General features: G+C 43.5%; 18 protein-coding genes. 16 read left to right on the plus strand and 2 right to left on the minus strand.

The annotated features are described in order from the left end of the window. The first annotated feature begins 10 nt into the window (after nucleotides 1-10). The 5 genes from lpdA (at nucleotide 11) to KVT11_RS02245 (ending at nucleotide 4,325) form a co-directional block, all read left to right on the plus strand. Nucleotides 11-1,393 (plus strand): dihydrolipoyl dehydrogenase, encoded by a 1,383-nt coding sequence (gene lpdA, locus KVT11_RS02225; RefSeq protein WP_008346251.1) that lies wholly within the window; start codon nucleotides 11-13, stop codon nucleotides 1,391-1,393. 31 nt (nucleotides 1,394-1,424) lie between these two features. Continuing rightward, nucleotides 1,425-2,120, plus strand: a complete 696-nt coding sequence (locus KVT11_RS02230) for an SDR family NAD(P)-dependent oxidoreductase (protein WP_210552404.1) — start codon at nucleotides 1,425-1,427, stop codon at nucleotides 2,118-2,120. Further along, entirely contained in the window at nucleotides 2,098-2,883 is a 786-nt protein-coding gene (locus tag KVT11_RS02235; RefSeq protein WP_024719604.1) for an SDR family NAD(P)-dependent oxidoreductase, read from the plus strand. Before KVT11_RS02230 ends, KVT11_RS02235 begins: the two co-directional genes overlap by 23 nt. A gap of 92 nt (nucleotides 2,884-2,975) precedes the next feature. Next, nucleotides 2,976-3,932: a sugar-binding transcriptional regulator gene (locus tag KVT11_RS02240; protein WP_007498849.1), complete on the plus strand. Its 957-nt coding sequence runs from the start codon at nucleotides 2,976-2,978 to the stop codon at nucleotides 3,930-3,932. A 63-nt stretch (nucleotides 3,933-3,995) separates the two neighbouring features. After that, entirely contained in the window at nucleotides 3,996-4,325 is a 330-nt protein-coding gene (locus tag KVT11_RS02245) for a hypothetical protein (RefSeq protein ID WP_008358910.1), read from the plus strand. Nucleotides 4,326-4,338: 13 nt separating this feature from the next. Here the strand turns inward: KVT11_RS02245 and KVT11_RS02250 are convergent, their stop codons facing one another. Next, nucleotides 4,339-5,664, minus strand: a complete 1,326-nt coding sequence (locus KVT11_RS02250) for an APC family permease (RefSeq protein ID WP_008346243.1) — start codon at nucleotides 5,662-5,664, stop codon at nucleotides 4,339-4,341. A gap of 329 nt (nucleotides 5,665-5,993) precedes the next feature. Between KVT11_RS02250 and KVT11_RS02255 the strand changes: the two genes are divergently transcribed. Next, the gene (locus KVT11_RS02255; RefSeq protein ID WP_191218890.1) at nucleotides 5,994-6,944 is read left to right on the plus strand and encodes a ring-cleaving dioxygenase; all 951 of its coding nucleotides are present in this window, start codon (nucleotides 5,994-5,996) and stop codon (nucleotides 6,942-6,944) included. Between the two features lie 42 nt (nucleotides 6,945-6,986). Here KVT11_RS02255 and KVT11_RS02260 read toward each other — a convergent pair whose 3' ends face one another. After that, complete coding sequence (locus KVT11_RS02260) at nucleotides 6,987-8,306, minus strand: S1C family serine protease (protein ID WP_060832267.1); 1,320 nt, start codon at nucleotides 8,304-8,306, stop codon at nucleotides 6,987-6,989. A 169-nt stretch (nucleotides 8,307-8,475) separates the two neighbouring features. Between KVT11_RS02260 and proG the strand changes: the two genes are divergently transcribed. From proG to KVT11_RS02310, 10 genes are all read left to right on the plus strand, one after another. Continuing rightward, nucleotides 8,476-9,300, plus strand: coding sequence for a pyrroline-5-carboxylate reductase ProG (gene proG / locus KVT11_RS02265; protein ID WP_048001641.1), 825 nt, complete (start codon nucleotides 8,476-8,478; stop codon nucleotides 9,298-9,300). 189 nt (nucleotides 9,301-9,489) lie between these two features. Then, on the plus strand, nucleotides 9,490-10,314 hold the full coding sequence (locus KVT11_RS02270; RefSeq protein WP_048001640.1) for a M55 family metallopeptidase: 825 nt from the start codon (nucleotides 9,490-9,492) through the stop codon (nucleotides 10,312-10,314). Nucleotides 10,315-10,332: 18 nt separating this feature from the next. Further along, nucleotides 10,333-11,268, plus strand: a complete 936-nt coding sequence (locus tag KVT11_RS02275; protein WP_048001639.1) for an ABC transporter permease — start codon at nucleotides 10,333-10,335, stop codon at nucleotides 11,266-11,268. Beyond that, entirely contained in the window at nucleotides 11,265-12,227 is a 963-nt protein-coding gene (locus KVT11_RS02280; RefSeq protein WP_050827189.1) for an ABC transporter permease, read from the plus strand. The genes KVT11_RS02275 and KVT11_RS02280 overlap by 4 nt, the downstream gene beginning before the upstream one ends. 7 nt (nucleotides 12,228-12,234) lie before the next feature. Beyond that, nucleotides 12,235-13,248, plus strand: a complete 1,014-nt coding sequence (locus KVT11_RS02285; RefSeq protein ID WP_007498841.1) for an ABC transporter ATP-binding protein — start codon at nucleotides 12,235-12,237, stop codon at nucleotides 13,246-13,248. After that, nucleotides 13,245-14,864, plus strand: coding sequence for a peptide ABC transporter substrate-binding protein (locus KVT11_RS02290; protein WP_017359136.1), 1,620 nt, complete (start codon nucleotides 13,245-13,247; stop codon nucleotides 14,862-14,864). The genes KVT11_RS02285 and KVT11_RS02290 overlap by 4 nt, the downstream gene beginning before the upstream one ends. 312 nt (nucleotides 14,865-15,176) lie before the next feature. Then, on the plus strand, nucleotides 15,177-16,118 hold the full coding sequence (locus tag KVT11_RS02295) for a S66 peptidase family protein (protein ID WP_017359135.1): 942 nt from the start codon (nucleotides 15,177-15,179) through the stop codon (nucleotides 16,116-16,118). Further along, on the plus strand, nucleotides 16,115-17,194 hold the full coding sequence (locus KVT11_RS02300; RefSeq protein WP_046527716.1) for a dipeptide epimerase: 1,080 nt from the start codon (nucleotides 16,115-16,117) through the stop codon (nucleotides 17,192-17,194). The genes KVT11_RS02295 and KVT11_RS02300 overlap by 4 nt, the downstream gene beginning before the upstream one ends. Next, complete coding sequence (locus KVT11_RS02305; RefSeq protein ID WP_017359133.1) at nucleotides 17,194-18,111, plus strand: C40 family peptidase; 918 nt, start codon at nucleotides 17,194-17,196, stop codon at nucleotides 18,109-18,111. The genes KVT11_RS02300 and KVT11_RS02305 overlap by 1 nt, the downstream gene beginning before the upstream one ends. Beyond that, nucleotides 18,101-19,069, plus strand: coding sequence for an ABC transporter ATP-binding protein (locus KVT11_RS02310; RefSeq protein ID WP_008346217.1), 969 nt, complete (start codon nucleotides 18,101-18,103; stop codon nucleotides 19,067-19,069). The genes KVT11_RS02305 and KVT11_RS02310 overlap by 11 nt, the downstream gene beginning before the upstream one ends. The last annotated feature ends 3 nt before the right edge of the window (nucleotides 19,070-19,072 follow it).

Raw genomic sequence — 19,072 nt, forward strand, 5'->3', positions numbered from 1 at the left:
GATGAATCGGATGACAAAAACGTATGATCTGACAGTCATTGGCGGAGGGCCTGGCGGATACACTGCCGCCCTTCAAGCCGCTGAACGTGGACACAAGGTTGCATTGATTGAAGAGGATTTTCTAGGGGGGACTTGTTTAAATCGAGGCTGTATCCCTTCAAAGACACTGCTCAAACATGCAGAAGTCATTGAATCCATTGAGAAAGCAAAAAGCTGGGGAATCGAAACAGGTGAGATGGTTCTTTCTTTTGATAAAATGAGAAAACGTAAAGATGATGTCATCGAAAAACTCAGGGGCGGAATCGCCTTTTTATTAAAGCAAGGAAAGATTGATGTATATAACGGCAGAGGGACAGCTGTCACAAAAAATCGCATTGACATTGAAAAACAAGATGGGTCAGAAACGATTGAAACAAAAGAGCTGATCATTGCCACTGGCTCATCACCTGCTATTCCGCCTATTCCAGGGCTCAAAGAGATTCAATTTGACACAAGTGATACGATCTTTGACATCCCAGATATTCCTGCATCTGTCGTCATCATTGGCGGGGGTGTAATTGGTCTTGAGCTGGCCTGTATCTTCCAGAGTCTCCAATCAAAAGTCACCATTATAGAAGCCGCTCCGTCGATTATTCCGCAGGAAGATGAAGAAGCGTCGAAATTACTAGAAAAAGAATTGAAGAAAAAAGGCATCCATATCGCAAAGAAAACGACGGTGACAGAGGTAACAGAAAGCGAAGGAGTCAAAGCGATTCATGCGACAGACGATAAAGGAGAGACGCACATCTTTACGGCTGAAAGACTGTTAGTTTGTGTCGGAAGAAGACCAAATGTCTCTGCTGTCAGTCAGCTGGATCTTCAGCTGGATGGCCCTTTTATTAAAGTAAACGACGAGATGAAGACAAGTGCTGAAGGTGTATATGCAATTGGCGATGTAGCCGGCGGCTATCAGCTCGCTCATGCGGCGATGGCAGAGGCAGCCGTTGCGGTTAGCAATATATGCGGCGAGCCTGAAAGAATGAATCACGACATCGTTCCTAGATGTATTTATACATTGCCAGAGGTAGCGAGTGTTGGACTGACTGAGAAAGAGGCGAAAGCGAAAGGGCTGAACGTGCGGGCAGAGCGATTTGATTTAGCTGCAAGTGGAAAAGCGTTGGCAGCAGGTGTTCAAACCGGCTTTATTAAACTCGTGTACGATACCGTATATGGTGAAGTCATTGGCGCTACAATGGTTGGTCCGCATGTAACGGAGATGATATCAGAGGCTTCCTCATTTATGTATTTAGAAGGAACAGCTGAAGAGATGGCCAAAATGATTCACCCGCATCCAACCATCTCAGAAGGCTTTTATGAAGCAGCTCTTGATATTGTGAGTAAGCTGAGAAAATAAATGCCAAACAAGGGATAGGGAGGAGATCCGTGTGCACGTCCAGCTTCATCAGAAAGTGGCACTTGTGACAGATAGCACAGATGGATTTGGAGAAGCCATCTGCCTGGCTTTGGCCCAGGCAGGTGCACATGTTTTCATACACGCTTTTGGTGATGAATCAAAAGCAAAGTCGATAAGCGAAGACATTGAAAAATTAGGCGGCCAATCGACTGTTGTCATCAATCCGCTTGAGACACCGCGTGATGCTACGCTTATGCTAAGACAAGTCATCGATACATGCGGCAAGCTTGATATTTTAGTCAATCAAGCCGAGCAAAAAGCAGATGAGGAGATTGATGACGTAAGTCCTGAGATATGGGTCGATGAAGTGGAAAGATCCGTAAATACAGTCTTTCTTTCCAGTCAAGCCGCTGTGTGGCATATGGTGGATCAGAAGCAGGGCTGCATCATTAATATTTCCTCATCAGGCAGCATAACAGGTGATGGCGGGATCTCACATGCTACATCAAATAGTATGTTGAATGCCATGACAAAAGGATTAGCGCGCGAATTTAAAGACAAAGGCATCCGGGTATTGGCACTACTTCCGCCGCCTCTCCATTTGCTTACTGACAAAGAGCAAATCAAGGAGACGGTGGCTCATATGACGGTTTTCTTAAGTACATCGTACGGTGCATTTACAGATGGAGCAGCAATTATGCTTGATGGGGGTGAGAGCGCTGGCTAATCAACAAAAACCAGTTCTCATCGTAGGTGGCGCCCAAGGAATCGGCAAAGAAATTGCTCAGCGTTTTTTAAAAGAAGGGCATCGTGTAGCTGTGTCAGATATAGATGAACAGGGACTTTCGCTTTTAAAACAGCAACATCCTCAGCTGCTGACGTTCCAAGCTGACGTTTCATCGTGGGAAAGTGTTCAGCAAATGGCGTCAGCAGCTGAAAGGGAGTTGGGTGGCATTGGGCATCTTGTCTATTCAGCAGGAATGACGAAATCCCTTCCTTTTTTAGAGGTTGATTTTTCACTTTGGAAAAAGACACTGGCTGTGAATCTATATGGTCTTTTCTACTGCATCAAAGCATTAGCACCCTATCTATGTGAGCGGAAAGAAGGCAGCGTTGTCATTATTGGATCAGGATCTGCGATAACAGGCTCTGGCGGCGGCATCCAGTATTACGCGTCAAAAGCCGGGGCATTTGGTCTCATGCGTTCGCTTGTAAAGGAATTGGGTTCCCATCATGTCCGCATCAATGTCATTGCACCGCGCGTCATTGAATCTCAGATGCTTGATACGCTCTATCCGACTGAGCTTGAGAAAAGTCAGCTTCGATCCCTTATTCCTATCGGGAGATTAGGAAAACCAGAAGATATTGCTGGAGTCACTTTATTTCTCGCAAGTGACGAGGGAAGCTATTTGCACGGACAGATACTCTTATTAGATGGCGGGAGAACGTATCAGCCTAAATATAGCGAGGGAAAAAGAGCGGAGAGTTAATCGCTCTTTTTTTATTTTCATAACAATTGTTCCAATTAGAAACGAATGTTTGGTATACTGGTAATCATAGTATATTAAAAGGATGATGTCACATGCTGAATTGGGAAGAAAGACGACAGCTCGTCAAGGTTGCTCATCTTTATTATACAGACGGGTGGACGCAGCAGGAGATTGCAAAAAAGCTCAATGTCTCAAGACCAGTCATTTCAAAGCTCTTACAAAAAGCAAAAGATGTGGGAATCGTTGAAGTGTACATTAAAGACGAAAGTATTCATACAGTGGAACTTGAAAAGCAGCTGGAAACGACCTTTCAATTAACGGATGCTGTCGTTGTCCCAAGTGTCGGGACAATGTCTGAGATGGTCAAACGGGCAGTCGGTCAAGCGGGCGCCTATTATCTTTCTAAAAACATGAAAGGCGCTGAGAAAATCGGTATTTCATGGGGAACCACACTTGCCGAGCTAGTGAAGGAATATCCATTTGAGCGAAGAAACGATGTCAAAGTCATTCCTTTAGAGGGCGGAATGGGCAGGCAGGCAGTCGACATTCACGCGAATCAGCTGGCATATGAGCTGGCAAAGAAGATGAATGGTACGTGCTCCTATTTATATGCACCTGCGATTTTAGAAACAGAAGAATTAAAAGAGCGGCTGATGGCGATGCAGGACATAGAAGCTGTGCTTGAAGAAGGCAGAAATGTTGATATTGCCCTGATCGGTATTGGGAATCCGCATAAAGGCTCTACATTGAAAACAGTCGGTTATTTAAAAGAAGAAGATTTGTCTGGTTTAAGGCAATCAGGAGCTGTTGGTGATATTGGTTTTCGTTTCTTTGACGGGGAAGGGAAACCAGTCCAAGATGAGCTGAACCAAAAGGTGATTGGATTATCGTTAGAACAATTAAAGAGCGTGAAAAAAGTCATCGCAGTTGTGGAAGGAACCCATAAGGCTGAAAGTATTTTAGGGGCTTTAAACGGCGGCTTTATTCAGGTGCTCGTCACCGATGAATTGACTGCGGCAGCTATTTTAAAGGAAGCATCTGTCCAATAAACAGCTGACAGCCATCGTATTGTATAAAAAGAGCAACATCAAACGAGAAAGGAGCTGTGTATCTTGAAGAAAACCGAAATGGAAGCAAACCTACACTGTACTCGGTGCCAAGAAGAGACCCTCCACAGCATCGTTTATGTGAATGATCAGATGAAAAGCGTTGAGTGTACAGAGTGTCATCAGAAGATCAGTGTGCAAGTCGACATCATGAAGGAATTTTACAAAGAAGTGTATGAAAAAATTGCCACAAAGCCGAAGCGGATGACGCAGGAGTATAAGGCGAATCTGAATGGATTTATTTCAAGACTCCCCATCCGGGTTTTAAGTAAGCCATACCGGCTGATGAGATATTTAAACGAATCTTATAAGGTCATTAAGCAATATAAAAAATAAAGCAGAGGCTGTCTTAGCGCTCTGCTTTATTTTGTGTTTTTTTCATGTAGTAATAAATCGGCAGTCCAGCAATGCCGATCAGCATGGAGATCAGGCAGCTTTGCCAATCGGTGATCATGGTGCTGATTAAGACAAAGAAAGAGCCGATAATTGCAATGATCGGTGTGAGCGGGTAAAGTGGTACGCTATAAGCGCGCTTCATTCCCTTGTTTTGTTTTCTTAGCTTAAAGACAGCGAAAAAGGCCATCACATAAAAGATGTAAATCATGAAAATCGAAACTTCTGACAGCTTCTCGGGATTACTGACGATCATAAACACAATGGCAATCAAAATCTGTACAAATACAGCGATCCAAGGTGTTTGAAAAGTAGGATGAATGCGTGAAATGGCTTTGGCAAACGGAATTTGTTTTCGTTCTGCCATTGCAAAAATGACACGCGGGAACGAAAGAACCTTTCCATTCAAACAGCCAAAGATACTAATGATGATTCCGATACTAATAATTTTACCGCCAATGGGACCAAAGAGCATTGTAGCAGCTGTGCTTGTGGCATTTTCACCTAGTTGAACGATTTGATCAGCTGGTAACACATGCAAAAGGGCGATGTTAATAAAGAGATAACATGCTGTGACAATTAAAATACCGCCTGCCATCGCGCGAGGAAGCAGTTTCTCTGGATTTTTCATTTCACCGCCAAGCGCTGCAAGCAAAATCCAGCCATCATAGGCGAATAATGTTGCCAAAATTGCTGCACCGAAGTTCATTTGTGCGATACTCTCATTGACGGCTGTGAAAATATGTTCATTTCCTTTCCATAAGCCAAACACAATAATTGCTGCAATTGGAACAAGCTTTCCGATCGTGGTCAGTCCTTGGACAAAACCACCGTATTTTGTTCCCATGATGTTGATCACACATAAAAAAAGAACGGTGATAATGCCAATGGTTGTAGCCCATAAAGAAGAAAGAGAAAATAAATTAGCTAATAATGAACCAAAATAAAGACCAAGAGCACCAATAATCGCTGGTCCGTAAATAATAATTTGCACCCAGCCACATAAGTAGCCCCAAAATTCACCGTATACTTCTTCAAGATAGGCATATAAACCGCCAGTACGCGGGATTTGTGTACCAATTTCAGCGACTGTGAGTCCGCCTGCAAGGGTTAAGATCCCGCCTAACAGCCATGCGAATAAGGCGATGCCTGAGCTTCCTGAATAAGAAAGGACGTTGCCAGGCTTCATAAAAACGCCAGATCCAATAATTGTTCCGATGACAAGAGATAGGGCAAAAAATAAGCCGATGTCTTGTTTTAACGCTGGTTGTTCTTTGTTCATTACACACGACCTCCTGCATCACTTTCGTACGTTACTGTGACATGTATTTTGTTCATTGTAATACGATTTTAGGAAAACAAGAATTAAAAAAATTTTCTGATTTTCGTATTTGTATTTAAAAGTGTTCGTTTATTGGAGATATTAGGATGAATGTTATCTTAAAAACGAACAATATAATAACATTTTCGATTTAATGTTAATTTAATAGGCGAAAACCGAACATCCAATAAAGATGCAGCCGAATGGTTGACTTTTCTTCTAAAATGACCTATTTTATTCATAAGGATATTATCTTGAATTCGAGATATTTTATAATAGGAGTGAACACAATGAAAATAAATGGGATTCACCACGTATCAGCACTAACAGCAAATGCTCAGAAAAACGTTGATTTCTACCGCCAAATCCTTGGCTTAAAACTGGTGAAAAAAACAGTCAATCAAGATGATCCATCGATGTATCATCTATTTTATGGAGATGAGGTCGCCTCACCTGGTACAGAGCTGACGTTTTTTGAAATACCGATGCTCGCCCGCCGGCTGGACGGAACAAATGCGATCTCACGCACAGGTCTGATTGTCTCTTCAGAAGAGGCACTCACCTTTTGGGAAAAGCGCTTTGAAGAAAAAGGTGTAAAGAAAGAAACAGCTTCTTTAAGAGGCGGCAGACCTACCTTGAAATTTACAGATCCAGAAGGACAGCAGCTGTTTTTGACTGTAGAACCAAGCGTGCAAGATGGAGCGAAGCCGCCAGTGCATGATGAGATTCCTGCTGATTTTGCGATCAGAGGTTTGGGACCAGTAGAATTAACAGTCGCAGAAGCAGATAAAACGATCAGTGTGTTAACGAGCATCCTTGGTTTCACAGAAAAAGCACGTGAACAATCAAATGATGGGGAAATCGTGACGATTTTTGAATCAGGACAAGGCGGAGCTGGAACAGAGATTCATGTCATTGAAAAAGCAGAAGGACCTGCTGAGCGATCTGGCAGAGGGAGTGTTCATCACGTAGCCTTTCGTGTAGCGGACGCAGAAGAGCTTGAAAAATGGCATGATAAAATAGCCAAAGCCGGTTTCACCAACTCTGGTGTTGTAGAACGTTTTTATTTTAAAGCCCTATATTTTAGAGAGCCAAACGGCATCTTGTTTGAAATCTCAACAGACGGTCCTGGATTTACAGTGGATGAAAGCGTGGATGAACTTGGTGATCAATTAGCACTTCCGCCATTTTTAGAGCACAAACGAGCAGAAATTGAACAAAGATTGGTCCCAATCAAGTGAACATGAAAAAAGCAGCTCAATTTTTATGGGCTGCTTTTTTCGTTAAGAGCTGACTTGCTTTGATTCAGATTGTGTTAATGTCACTTGTTTTGTTTCTTCTTTTCCATTACGAACGAGTGTGATGCTGATGGTATCTCCTACTTTTGCATTCGTGTAAAGCTCGTGACGTAATTCACTGCCGGTTGTCACTTTTTTGCCATTGATGGCGGTGATGACATCCTCTGCCTTTAATCCAGCTTTTGCAGCAGGTGAGCCAGCAGCGATTTCTTTTACGTACACGCCTTTATCCAGCTGATTGCTAGTCAGTCCAAGCGTTTCCTTCTGATAAGCATCTGGTACTTGTTCGAGATCCAGCATACTGATACCGATATAAGGTCGTTCGATTTTTCCTTTTGTGAGAAGCTGCTCTGCAATTGGTTTGACATCATTGATTGGGAGAGCAAACCCGATACCTTCCACACCTGTTTCAGAAATTTTCATACTGGTGATCCCCACAACCTTTCCGTCTGTTGTTAAAAGCGGTCCGCCGCTGTTACCGGGGTTAATGGCGGCATCTGTTTGAATGACATTAATACTGCTTTCGCCAGCTGATGTATCCATAGAAACTGTTCGATCGACACCGCTGACAATTCCTTGTGTCACTGTTCTTGATAAATCTTCACCAAGCGGGTTTCCGATTGCGATGACGGTTTCTCCCGCACGAAGGGATGAGGAGTCTCCAAGTTCAGCGACTTTTGTAACGCCGCTGCTGCTAATTTCCACGACAGCAAGATCAGTCAGCGGGTCAGAACCGACCACTTTTCCTGCTACCGTCTTGCCATTATGCAAGGAGACTGTTAATTTATTTGCTCCTTCAATCACATGGTTGTTTGTTAATACATAGGCTTTACTGCCGGATTTTTTGAAAATAACCCCTGATCCGGTACCGCTTTCTTGTTCTTGACTGCTGCTGTTTTGATTTTGCTGTGATCCATCAAAAGGTGTGTTCATATCGCCAAAATCTGTGGTTGTTTGACTTTGTGTTTGATAGTTTGTAATGCCGACGATGGCTGGTGATACGTTTTCGACCATACTTGAAATACTGCTGGTCGAATTCGATGTTTGTGACGCTGTTGTTTTTGACGAATTTGTACTTGTATCATTTGTCGATACAGCGGCTGTTTTCGTTGACGAATCAGTTGAACTATTTTCTGAATGCTGAGCATATGGAGTTAGAACGTAAACACCTAACGCTAACGTACCTCCTACAATCCCGCTGACAAATGGCTTCAGCCAGCCACTTGGCTTCTTCTGCTTTTGTTTCGGCTGTTCAATGGTTTGTAATTCATAAGAAGTGTGTTTTTCATCTTTGTGATGTGTCATCAAGATCACTCTCTTTCATCGATTTTTACATGTATGTGTTTAAGGTGAATGACTGTATGTGGTGGATACTGACTTTATCGTAAGAAAAAAGTGTGGGATAAAAATGAAAACATTGTGGGAAATTGTTAAAATAAGTAGTGAATCTAAGCAAAATAGAGGAGATTAAACTGTGGAGACTATTGGAATCATTGGATATGGAAGCATGGCAGATATGATGGTACAAAAATGGCTGGACAAAGGAGTACTTCATGCCAGTCAGTTTATGATCCATACAAGAAGTGAAACGGAGCGGCTGCAACAGCTGAAAGAGAAGAACCAGCATGTCAACATTTGCTCTTTAGATGACATCTCTGCATCATGTGATGTCGTGTTTGTTTGTGTACCACCGCTTGCTGTACTTGATGTCTTAGATCAGCTGAGCCCCGCAAAGACATCTCTTCATATCGTATCAGTGGCAGCGGCTGTCACGTTAGACAAATTAATGCAACATACGAATCAGCCGGTTTCTAGATACATTCCCACTTTGACATCAGCCGTAGGGACGGGTGTATCCCTTGTGGCGCATGGTGAAACCACTGGACAGGAGGCACAAGAACGACTCCACCGCCTGCTTTCAGCTTTTAGTATCGTCAGGGAAGTAGAAGAGGACCGGTTTGATGCGGCGAGTAATTTGACAAGCTCTTCTCCGGGCTTTATTGCAGCAATCTTTGAAGAAATGGCGAGAGCCGCTGTTCGGAATAGTGAGCTTTCTTTAGAAGAAGCCTATGAATTTTTAACATATGCGCTGCTCGGTACAGGACAAGTTCTTGTTGAACGCGGACTGACATTTGCTGAAACGGTGAATAGGGTCGCAACAAAAGGCGGGATTACAGGAGAAGGCGCTGCAGTCATCCAGCAGCAGGCACCGCAAATGTTCGATGACTTGTTTACACAAACGATGAAAAAATATGCGCAGCTAAAATCGCAAATCGATGAAGCAGACAAACACCACTAAAGACATAGCTAGTGGTGTTTTTTCTGTCAAATAAATCCTTTCGCATCAATGCTTTTGACCTGTATTACCTGAGTCTAATTTCCTTATTTTCAGACATTGTATTGAAAAATCAATCAAGTTCTCATATAATTTTTTAGAAAATTTAGAAAAATATACACAAATTTTAAGTTTAATTAAAGGGGGATGGGGATGAAGCTCTATGTATCAGTCGATATGGAGGGAATTACTGGTCTAGCTGATCATACATTTGTTGATAGCCGCCAGCACAATTATGAGCGCGGGAGAAAAATCATGACAGGTGAAGTGAACGCCTGTGTAGAAGCTCTTCTTACACATGGGGCGACCGAGATTTTAGTGAATGATAGCCATTCTAAAATGAATAATCTGTTGATTGAAGATTTGCATGAGGAAGCATCTCTCATATCAGGGGATGTAAAGCCTTATTCAATGGTTCAAGGATTAGATCAAACGTATGATGCCGCTGTTTTTTTAGGCTACCATGCGAGGGCATCAATGAAAGGTGTGATGTCTCACAGTATGATTTTTGGTGTCAGACATTTTTACATAAATGATCATCCAGTTGGTGAAATGGGCTTTAATGCGTATGTCGCAGGCTATTATGGTGTTCCGGTCATTCTTGTATGCGGAGACGATCAAGCGGCACTTGAAGCAGAAAAGTTAATGCCTGGCGTGAAAACAGTGGCGGTGAAAGAAACCATTTCAAGATCTGCTGTGAAATGTCTTACTCCTGCCAAAGTCAACCAACTAATCTCTCAGCAAGTGGAAGTCGCAATGAAAGAGATTCATCACATCAAGCCGCTGACGCCACCTGATCAGCCGCTGCTGAAGATTGAGTTTGCCAATTATGGACAAGCTGAATGGGCGAATTTAATGCCTGGTACTGCCATTATTGATGGGACAACAACGGTGACGTATCAAGCAGAGAATATATTAGAGGCCTACCAAGCGATGCTTGTCATGACAGAGCTTGCCGCACGTACAACATTTTGTTAAGCGAGGGGGAGACGGCAGATGACCAGCTTTTTGCTCAAGCGTTTGATTGCGATGATTGCCACGATTTTAACGATTACGACGTTAACGTTTATTTTAATGAAGGTCATCCCAGGATCGCCCTTCAATGAAGAACGAAATACAAACGAAACTGTCCAGCGAAACCTCGAAAGCTACTATCACTTAGACGAACCACTCTATGTTCAATATATGATCTATTTAAAATCCATCGTTACTTTTGATTTTGGTCCTTCCATTAAAAAGCCTTCTGAAAGTGTCAATGATTTATTGGCGAGAGGTTTTCCAGTCTCATTAGAACTTGGTCTTATCTCTATTTTGATTGCTGTCATCTCCGGCATCTTGCTCGGAATCATGGCTGCCCTCCGGCATAATGGCTTGATTGATTATATCGCCATGACGATTGCTGTTTTCGGTATATCCATACCAAACTTTATCTTTGCTACCTTATTAATTCAGCAGCTTGCTGTGAATGTAAAGCTCTTTCCTACAGCGATGTGGACAAGTCCAATGCATATGGTGCTTCCTACCATTGCACTGGCGGTAGGTCCAATGGCGATCATTGCCCGGTTAACGAGATCGAGCATGATAGAAGTGCTGTCGCAGGACTATATTCGAACTGCAAAAGCGAAAGGACTTTCCCCTTATAAAATTGTGTTTAAACATGCCCTGCGGAATGCACTTTTACCTGTTGTCACGATCCTTGGCACACTTGTCGCAAGTATTTTAACAGGCAGTTTTGTGATTGAAAAAATATTTGCGATCCCTGGAATGGGAAAATATTTTGTTGAGAGTATTAATAATCGTGACTATCCTGTCATCATGGGAACCACTGTTTTTTACAGCATCATCTTAATTACCCTTCTTTTCATTGTAGATGTGACATATCGTCTGCTTGATCCAAGGATCCAGCTGCATCAGAAAGGAGGAAAGGCATGAGTATACACCTTCAGCATGATCAAACGAATCAAGCGCATGAAGTGCCAGATGAATGGTTTGCTCCTAAAGAACAAAAGACATCTGAAGTCCATGCCATTAAAAGACCTTCACTTTCGTATTGGGCGGATACTTGGCGACGGTTAAAACAAAATAAACTCGCTATGTTTAGTTTATCGGTGCTGATTTTTCTTTTCTTCATGGCTGTATTAGGCCCACTCCTTGCACCGATTAGTGTGACAGAACAGCGGCTTTCCATGCAAAACTTGCCACCATCAGCTGCTCACTGGTTTGGAACAGATGAACTTGGACGTGATGTGTTTACACGTACTTGGTACGGCGCACGCATTTCATTATTTGTGGGCGTGATGGCCGCTCTCATTGATTTTGCAATCGGTGTCATCTATGGCGGTATTGCAGGCTATAAAGGCGGGAAGTACGACCATGTCATGATGCGGATCGTCGAGGTGCTTTACGGTCTGCCGTATTTACTCGTCGTCATTTTATTGATGGTTCTGATGGGGCCTGGCCTTGTCACTATTATTGTGGCGCTCACTGTCACAGGATGGATCGGGATGGCAAGAATCGTGAGAGGTCAAGTCCTTCAGCTGAAAAGCCAAGAATATGTCCTTGCCTCGAAAACCTTTGGCGCAAAAAGTTTGCGCATCATCCGCAGAAATTTACTGCCGAATACGATGGGACCGATTATTGTCCAGATGACGCTGACTGTACCGACAGCGATATTTGCTGAAGCGTTCTTAAGTTTTCTTGGTTTAGGGATTCAAGCGCCGTTTGCAAGCTGGGGTGTGATGGCCAATGATGCCTTGCCGACAGTGCTGTCAGATAATGGTCACTGGTGGCGTTTATTCTTTCCGGCATTTTTTATTTCGCTGACGATGTTTTGCTTTAATAATTTAGGTGATGGCTTGCAAGATGCGCTTGATCCGAAGATGAAGAGGTGATGGCGTGATGAAAAAAATGCTTCGGATTATCGATCTGCATGTTAGCTTTCGGACATATGGCGGTTCTGTTCAAGCGGTACGCGGGGTGAATGTGGATGTGTATGAAAAAGAAACCCTCGCCATTGTAGGAGAATCAGGCTGCGGGAAAAGTGTGACGTCTCAAAGTATCATGCGGCTTCTCCCTGCATACAGTGCACAAGTTGATCAAGGGGAAATTTGGTTTCGTGATCGCAACTTGCTGTCATTATCTGAAAAAGACATGCGCAGCATACGTGGTGTCGATATCTCCATGATTTTTCAAGATCCTATGACGGCACTCAACCCGACGCTGACAATTGGAGATCAGCTGATGGAAGCTGCAAAAGTGCATCAGAAGCTGACAAAAAAAGAAGTGAAAGAAGAGGCGCTTCGTATGCTTGACTTGGTGGGGATACCGCAGCCGAAAGAGAGGCTGAAGCAATATCCGCATCAATTCAGCGGTGGCATGAGGCAGCGGCTCATGATTGCAATGGCTCTTATTTGTGAGCCGAAGGTGCTGATTGCAGATGAACCGACAACTGCACTAGATGTCACCATACAGGCGCAGATTTTAGAACTATTTAAAGAGATTCAGAAAAAAACAGGCGTGACGATTATTTTAATCACACATGACCTAGGGGTCGTAGCACAAGTCGCTGATCGAGTGGCTGTCATGTACGGGGGGAAAATCGTTGAAGTTGGGACAAGGCGAGATATCTTTTACAGTCCGCAGCATCCCTATACAAAAGGGCTACTGCAATCCGTTCCAAGGCTGGATATGAAAGATGAGCTCATTCCTATTGAAGGAAGCCCGCCTGATTTATTTGCCCCGCCAAAAGGATGTCCATATACTGATCGATGCCCGTCTGCGATGAAAGTGTGTGATCATATCATGCCGCATGAAACGCAGCGTTCACCTACACATGCAGTACATTGCTGGCTTCAAGATGAACGAGCGAAGCAAACGGTTTTATCTTCAACACAAAGGGGGAGTTTTTCATGAGAAAAACAGGTTGGATTCTCAGTATGTGCTTTATCGCAGTGATGCTGCTTGCAGGATGTACAGCCAATGAGCAAGCAGGCAAAGGATCTTCAAGCAAGGGCGATGAGAAAGTTTTGACATTAAATAACGAAAACGAACCGACATCATTTGATCCGCCCATTGGTTTTAATAATGTGTCCTGGCAAGGGCTCAATAACTTAATGGAAGGATTAACGAGACTGAATGAGAAGCACGAACCATCTGCTGCCATGGCGGAAAAATGGGACATTTCAAAGGACGGAAAAACGTACACGTTCCATTTAAGGGATGGGATTAAGTGGTCAAATGGTGACCCAGTCAAAGCAAGTGACTTTGAATATGCGTGGAAGCGGCTGCTAGATCCAAAGACGGGCTCTTCTGCGGCATTCTTAGCTTATATGATTGAAGGGGGCGAAGCGTTTAACAGCGGAAAAGGGAAGAAAGAAGATGTAAAAGTCAAGGCTGTTAATGATCAAACGCTAGAGGTCAAGCTAGCATACCCGCAGAAATCTTTCTTAAATATGACCGCAAACCCTGCCTTTTTCCCGGTGAATGAGAAGGTAGCGGAGAAGGACCCGAACTGGGCCAAGGATGCGAAAACCTTTGTCGGTAATGGACCGTTTAAGCTGACAGAGTGGAAGCATGATGAAAGCTTTACAATGGAAAAAAGTGACACGTATTGGGACAAACAAACGGTCAAGCTGGATCAAGTGAAATGGCTCATGATCAGTGATCGAAACACAGATTACCAAATGTATCAATCAGGAGATTTAGATACGGCCTTCGTTCCGGCAGAACAAAGTGAAGACCTGTTAAAAAGCAAAGATGTGCAAATTGAAGATCAAGCAGGGCTGTTTTTTTATCGTCTAAATGTCAACATGGAGCCTTTTCAAAATAAGAACATTCGCAAAGCCTTTCAAATGGCGATCAATCCTCAGGATATTGTAGAGTATGTAACGAAAAATGAAGAGAAGCCAGCACGTGCCTTCGTTTCACCAGGAATTTTAGATTCAAAGGGTGAAGATTTCAGAGAAGCTGGCGGCGACCTTGTCAAACATGATACGAGTGAAGCCGTAAAACTATTAGAAAAAGGGTTGAAAGAAGAGAACTATTCAAAGCTGCCGCCCGTCACATTAACATATAGTACAAAGCCTGAAAATAAGAAAAAAGCAGAAGCCATTCAGCAGCAATTAAAAGAAGCGCTAGGGGTAGATGTGAAGCTTGCCAACATGGAAGCAAATGTGTTTGCAGAAGATCAAAAGGCACTCAAATTCCAATTCTCGCAAAGTTCATTTCTAGCTGACTATGCAGACCCAATCAATTTCTTAGAGAGCTTCCAAACAGGAAATGCGATGAACCGGACAGGTTGGTCAAATGATACGTATGACCAGCTGATCAAAAAGGCGAGTCAAGAAGCAGATGAACAAAAGAGAAATCGTATGCTGCATGATGCCGAGGCACTTCTCATGGAAGAAGCACCGATCATTCCCATTCATTTTTATAACCAAGTCTATTTACAAAAAGAAGGCGTAAAGGGCATTGTCCGTCATCCTGTTGGTTACATTGATTTGAAATGGGCGCAGGTAGATGGAGAGTAAATGGAAAAATGAGAGAACGGGACGCTTTGAAAAAAGCGTCTCAGCGTGTAGACAAACCCTCGCATTCGGTGTCAGTCCTGCGCTTCGGTGCTCACGAATGTCAAATTCGCTCCGCGCCGATGCTCGTCCTTCCTAGGGCTGCAAAGGTTTTCTATCACGCTGAAAAGAAGACAAAGGGTTAAAATAAAGTTCATTTTAACCCTTTGTCAACAATCTGGGACGCTTTGAAAAAAGCGTCTGTTCCTTTATTCGTTCATGTTATGAAGAAGATGCCCATAGATTGAAAGAAACGAAGAGAAAGAGGGGATTGGCATGAACCAGCTGCCAGTGGCACTTCAAACAGGAGATACAGTGGGAATCATTGCACCAGCAAGCCCGCCTGATGAGCTGAAATTAGCAAGAGGTATTTCTTTTTTAGAAAGCTTAGGGCTAAAGGTGAAAAAGGGGAAGTATATCGTCTCCCGGTATGGTTATTTAGCAGCTCATGATCATGAACGAGTGGAAGATATTCATCACATGTTTCAAGATCCAGATGTGAAGGCAGTGATTTGTGCTTGCGGAGGATACGGAACAGGAAGAATTGCAGAAGCCATTGATTATGACCTCATTCGCCGGAACCCAAAAATCTTTTGGGGATACAGTGATATTACATTTTTACATACAGCCATTCAGCAGCAGACGGGTCTTGTCACCTTTCATGGTCCAATGCTCTCCTCTGATGTGGGACTTGAAGAGGTTCATCCGTATACAAAGGATACCTTTTTACAGCTATTCACTCCAAAAGCCTTTTCGTATACGAACCACCTGTCACCTCTTCACACTTTTTATCATGGCACGGCTTCAGGCGAAATCACCGGAGGAAATCTTGCCCTTATCGTCACGACACTTGGTACACCTTTTGAAATTGATACAAAGGGGAAGCTTTTATTAATAGAAGATATTGACGAAGAACCATATAAAATCGATCGAATGATGCAGCACCTAGCCTCTGCAGGAAAATTACATGATGCGGCGGGATTTATCATTGGTGATTTTCATCAATGTGAGCCGAAAAAGAAAGAGCAGTCGTTAACGCTGGATCAGTTATGGGAGACGTATATTGTCCCGCAACAGAAACCTGCACTTGGCGGTTTTCGGATCGGTCATTCATCTCCAAACTTCGCCGTTCCAATCGGCGTGCAGGCTACATTAGATGCTACAGGGAAAAAACTGCATATTTCCCCAGGTGTTGCAGCGAAAGAGGCGATCAAATGAAAATCGTAGATGTTCGCACATGCAGAACGAGTGTACCGCTAAAGAAGCCTTTCAAAACAGCATTAAGAACGGTGTATGACGCCGCATCTCTTATTGTGATCATCACCTATGATCAAGGTGATGTCAGCTATGGAGAGGCAGTGCCGACATCGGTCATTACAGGTGAAACACTGGAAAGCATCGACTATGCTATTTGCGCTGTGATGAGGCCGATCTTGATTGGGGCCTCATTGTCACAATATGAACAAATCTTTTCAGCGATCGACCGTGTACTTGTAGGCAACACGAGTGCAAAGGCTGCAATAGATATGGCGATTTACGATGGTTTAGCGAAGCAGGCTGGCCTGCCGCTTTATCAATATCTTGGTGGTTATCGTAATCAGCTGGAAACGGATTACACGGTTAGTGTCAACCGTCCGCTAGAAATGGCAGAGGATGCGAAGCAATATGCAGCTGAAGGCTTTCGTACCTTAAAGATCAAAGTGGGAAAAGATGATATAGATACGGATATTCAGCGGATCAAACGGATTCGAGAAAAAGTCGGGTCGGATATTCAAATCAGGCTTGACGCCAACCAAGGCTGGACATGGAAGGAAGCGATTGTCGCCATTCGAAAAATGGAGGCACTCGATATTGAACTAGTCGAGCAGCCAGTGCCTAAAGAAGACATCGAGGGTCTGCGCCGGGTGACGGAAGCAACAGACACATTGATTATGGCAGATGAAAGTATTTTTAGCCTCCATGATGCCATCAAGGTGTTAGAAACGAGAAGCTGTGATCTCATCAACTTAAAATTAATGAAAACAGGCGGTATCAAAAAAGCGCTGAAAATCAATAGTTTAGCAGAAGCATACGGCGTCAAGTGCATGGTTGGCAGTATGATCGAATCAAAACTAGGGATTACCGCAGCCGCTCATCTTGCTGCAAGCCAACCGAATATTACCCGTTACGATTTTGATGCGCCGCTTATGCTCAAAGAGGACTTAATAGACGGAGGAATTATCTATCAAGGAAAAGATATTCTCTTTCCGCCGCATCATGGGTTAGGCATTCAAAGAGTGAAAGGGGTCTTATGATGTTATATGAATCAAAGGTTCCAGTCGCAAATATATGGACAGCACCGCAGTCGCCGAGAGAAATAGATCGACACGTTCTTCAAAGTTCCGTCCAGATCAAAGAATGGATTGATGAGCAAACATATGAACAGAAATTGGCCTTATGTGAAGAAAATCTTATTCAAACCCAAGTACTGCTTGGCGAACGAGTCATTGGGCTGGAGGAAACAGATGGCTGGATGAAAGTTGTCATCCCGCAGCAGGCAAGCCGGAAACACCCGCAAGGCTACCCAGGTTATATCCCTGTAGAGCAATTAAATGAAGTATCAGAGAGTGAACCACCTGCTAGTCCCTTGATTGTTTGTCAGAAAAAAGCGGTTTTATATCAAAACGGAACACCGGATATGGAGGTTAGTTTTTTAACAGAACTAGCACTTGTTGAAGAAATGAGCGATTCCTTTGATGTTCTAACTCCAGTAGGAAGAAGAGAAATCAAAAAAGAAGATGTGCGCCGTGCTTCATCACCTTCTTCTATGAGCGGTAAGGATGCCTTAGCCATAGGAAAACAATTTATTGGACTGTCATATTTGTGGGGCGGCATGAGCAGCTATGGCTACGACTGTTCGGGTTTTGTTTACAGCATGTACAAAGCATGTGGATGTTTATTACCGAGAGACGCAAGTGACCAAGCAGTTCAAGGAACTCCAGTCGCATCAAACCATTTGGCGCCAGGTGATCTCATGTTTTTTGCCAATGACAATGGGAAGGGAGCAGTTCGCCATGTAGGGATGTATGCTGGAGATGGCATGATGCTTCACTCGCCTAAAACGGGCAGACAGATTGAACTCCTTTCTCTTTCTGGTACTTCATATGAACAGGAATGGGCAGGAACAAGGCGGTATTTGAAAGCTGAGAGGGGGAGATGTGATGGGAAGTGAACCACTTCTGCAAGTCAACAACTTAAAAAAGCATTTTCATCTATCGAAAGGAAGAACGTTAAAAGCATTAGATGGTGTCACCTTTCAGCTGAAACAAGGCGAAACCTTTGGTCTTGTTGGTGAGTCAGGCTGCGGGAAATCTACACTTGGAAAAGTGCTCATGCGGCTTTATGACCCGACAGAAGGGGAAGCTTTGTATGAAGGGAAAAGTCTCCATCACTTATCGAACCGAGAATCATTTGATTTCAATAGGCAAATTCAAATGGTGTTTCAAGATCCGTATTCTTCTTTAAATCCTAGGCTCTCTGTAAAAGATATTATGCTAGAACCGATGGAGATCCACCAATTGTATGGCAGTCAAAAGAAAAGGCTCGAGCGCGTGAAGGAACTGCTTGAAGCGGTGGGGCTAAGTCATGATTTTGCTACACGCTATCCTCACGAATTCAGCGGAGGTCAGAGGCAAAGAATAGGGATTGCTAGAGCACTCGCCTTATCGCCAAAGTTTATCGTGGCAGATGAGCCGATTTCTGCACTAGATGTATCCGTTCAAGCTCAGGTCGTGAATTTGCTGAAAAAACTGCAAAAAGAAGAAGGATTGACGTTTTTATTTATTGCCCATGATTTATCGATGGTCAAATATATTAGCGATCGAATCGGTGTCATGTACTTAGGACATCTCGTGGAGATGACTAGCAGTGATGCTTTATATAAAACACCGCTTCATCCATATACACAAGCATTGCTGTCTGCTATCCCGATTCCAGATCCTGATGTGGAAGATAAACGCAAGCGGTTTATTTTAAAAGGAGAAATTCCAAGTCCAGTGAATCCGCCAAGCGGCTGCGTATTTCGGACAAGATGTCCTGCTGCAATGGATGTATGTGCGGACAAAAAGCCAGTATTACAAGCAGTCGAAGAAGGGCATGAAGTGGCTTGTCATTTATATGATAGGAAATAGATA

This window comes from Bacillus sp. GbtcB10 (genome assembly GCF_019091365.1).
GTDB lineage: Bacteria > Bacillota > Bacilli > Bacillales > Bacillaceae > Bacillus > Bacillus altitudinis.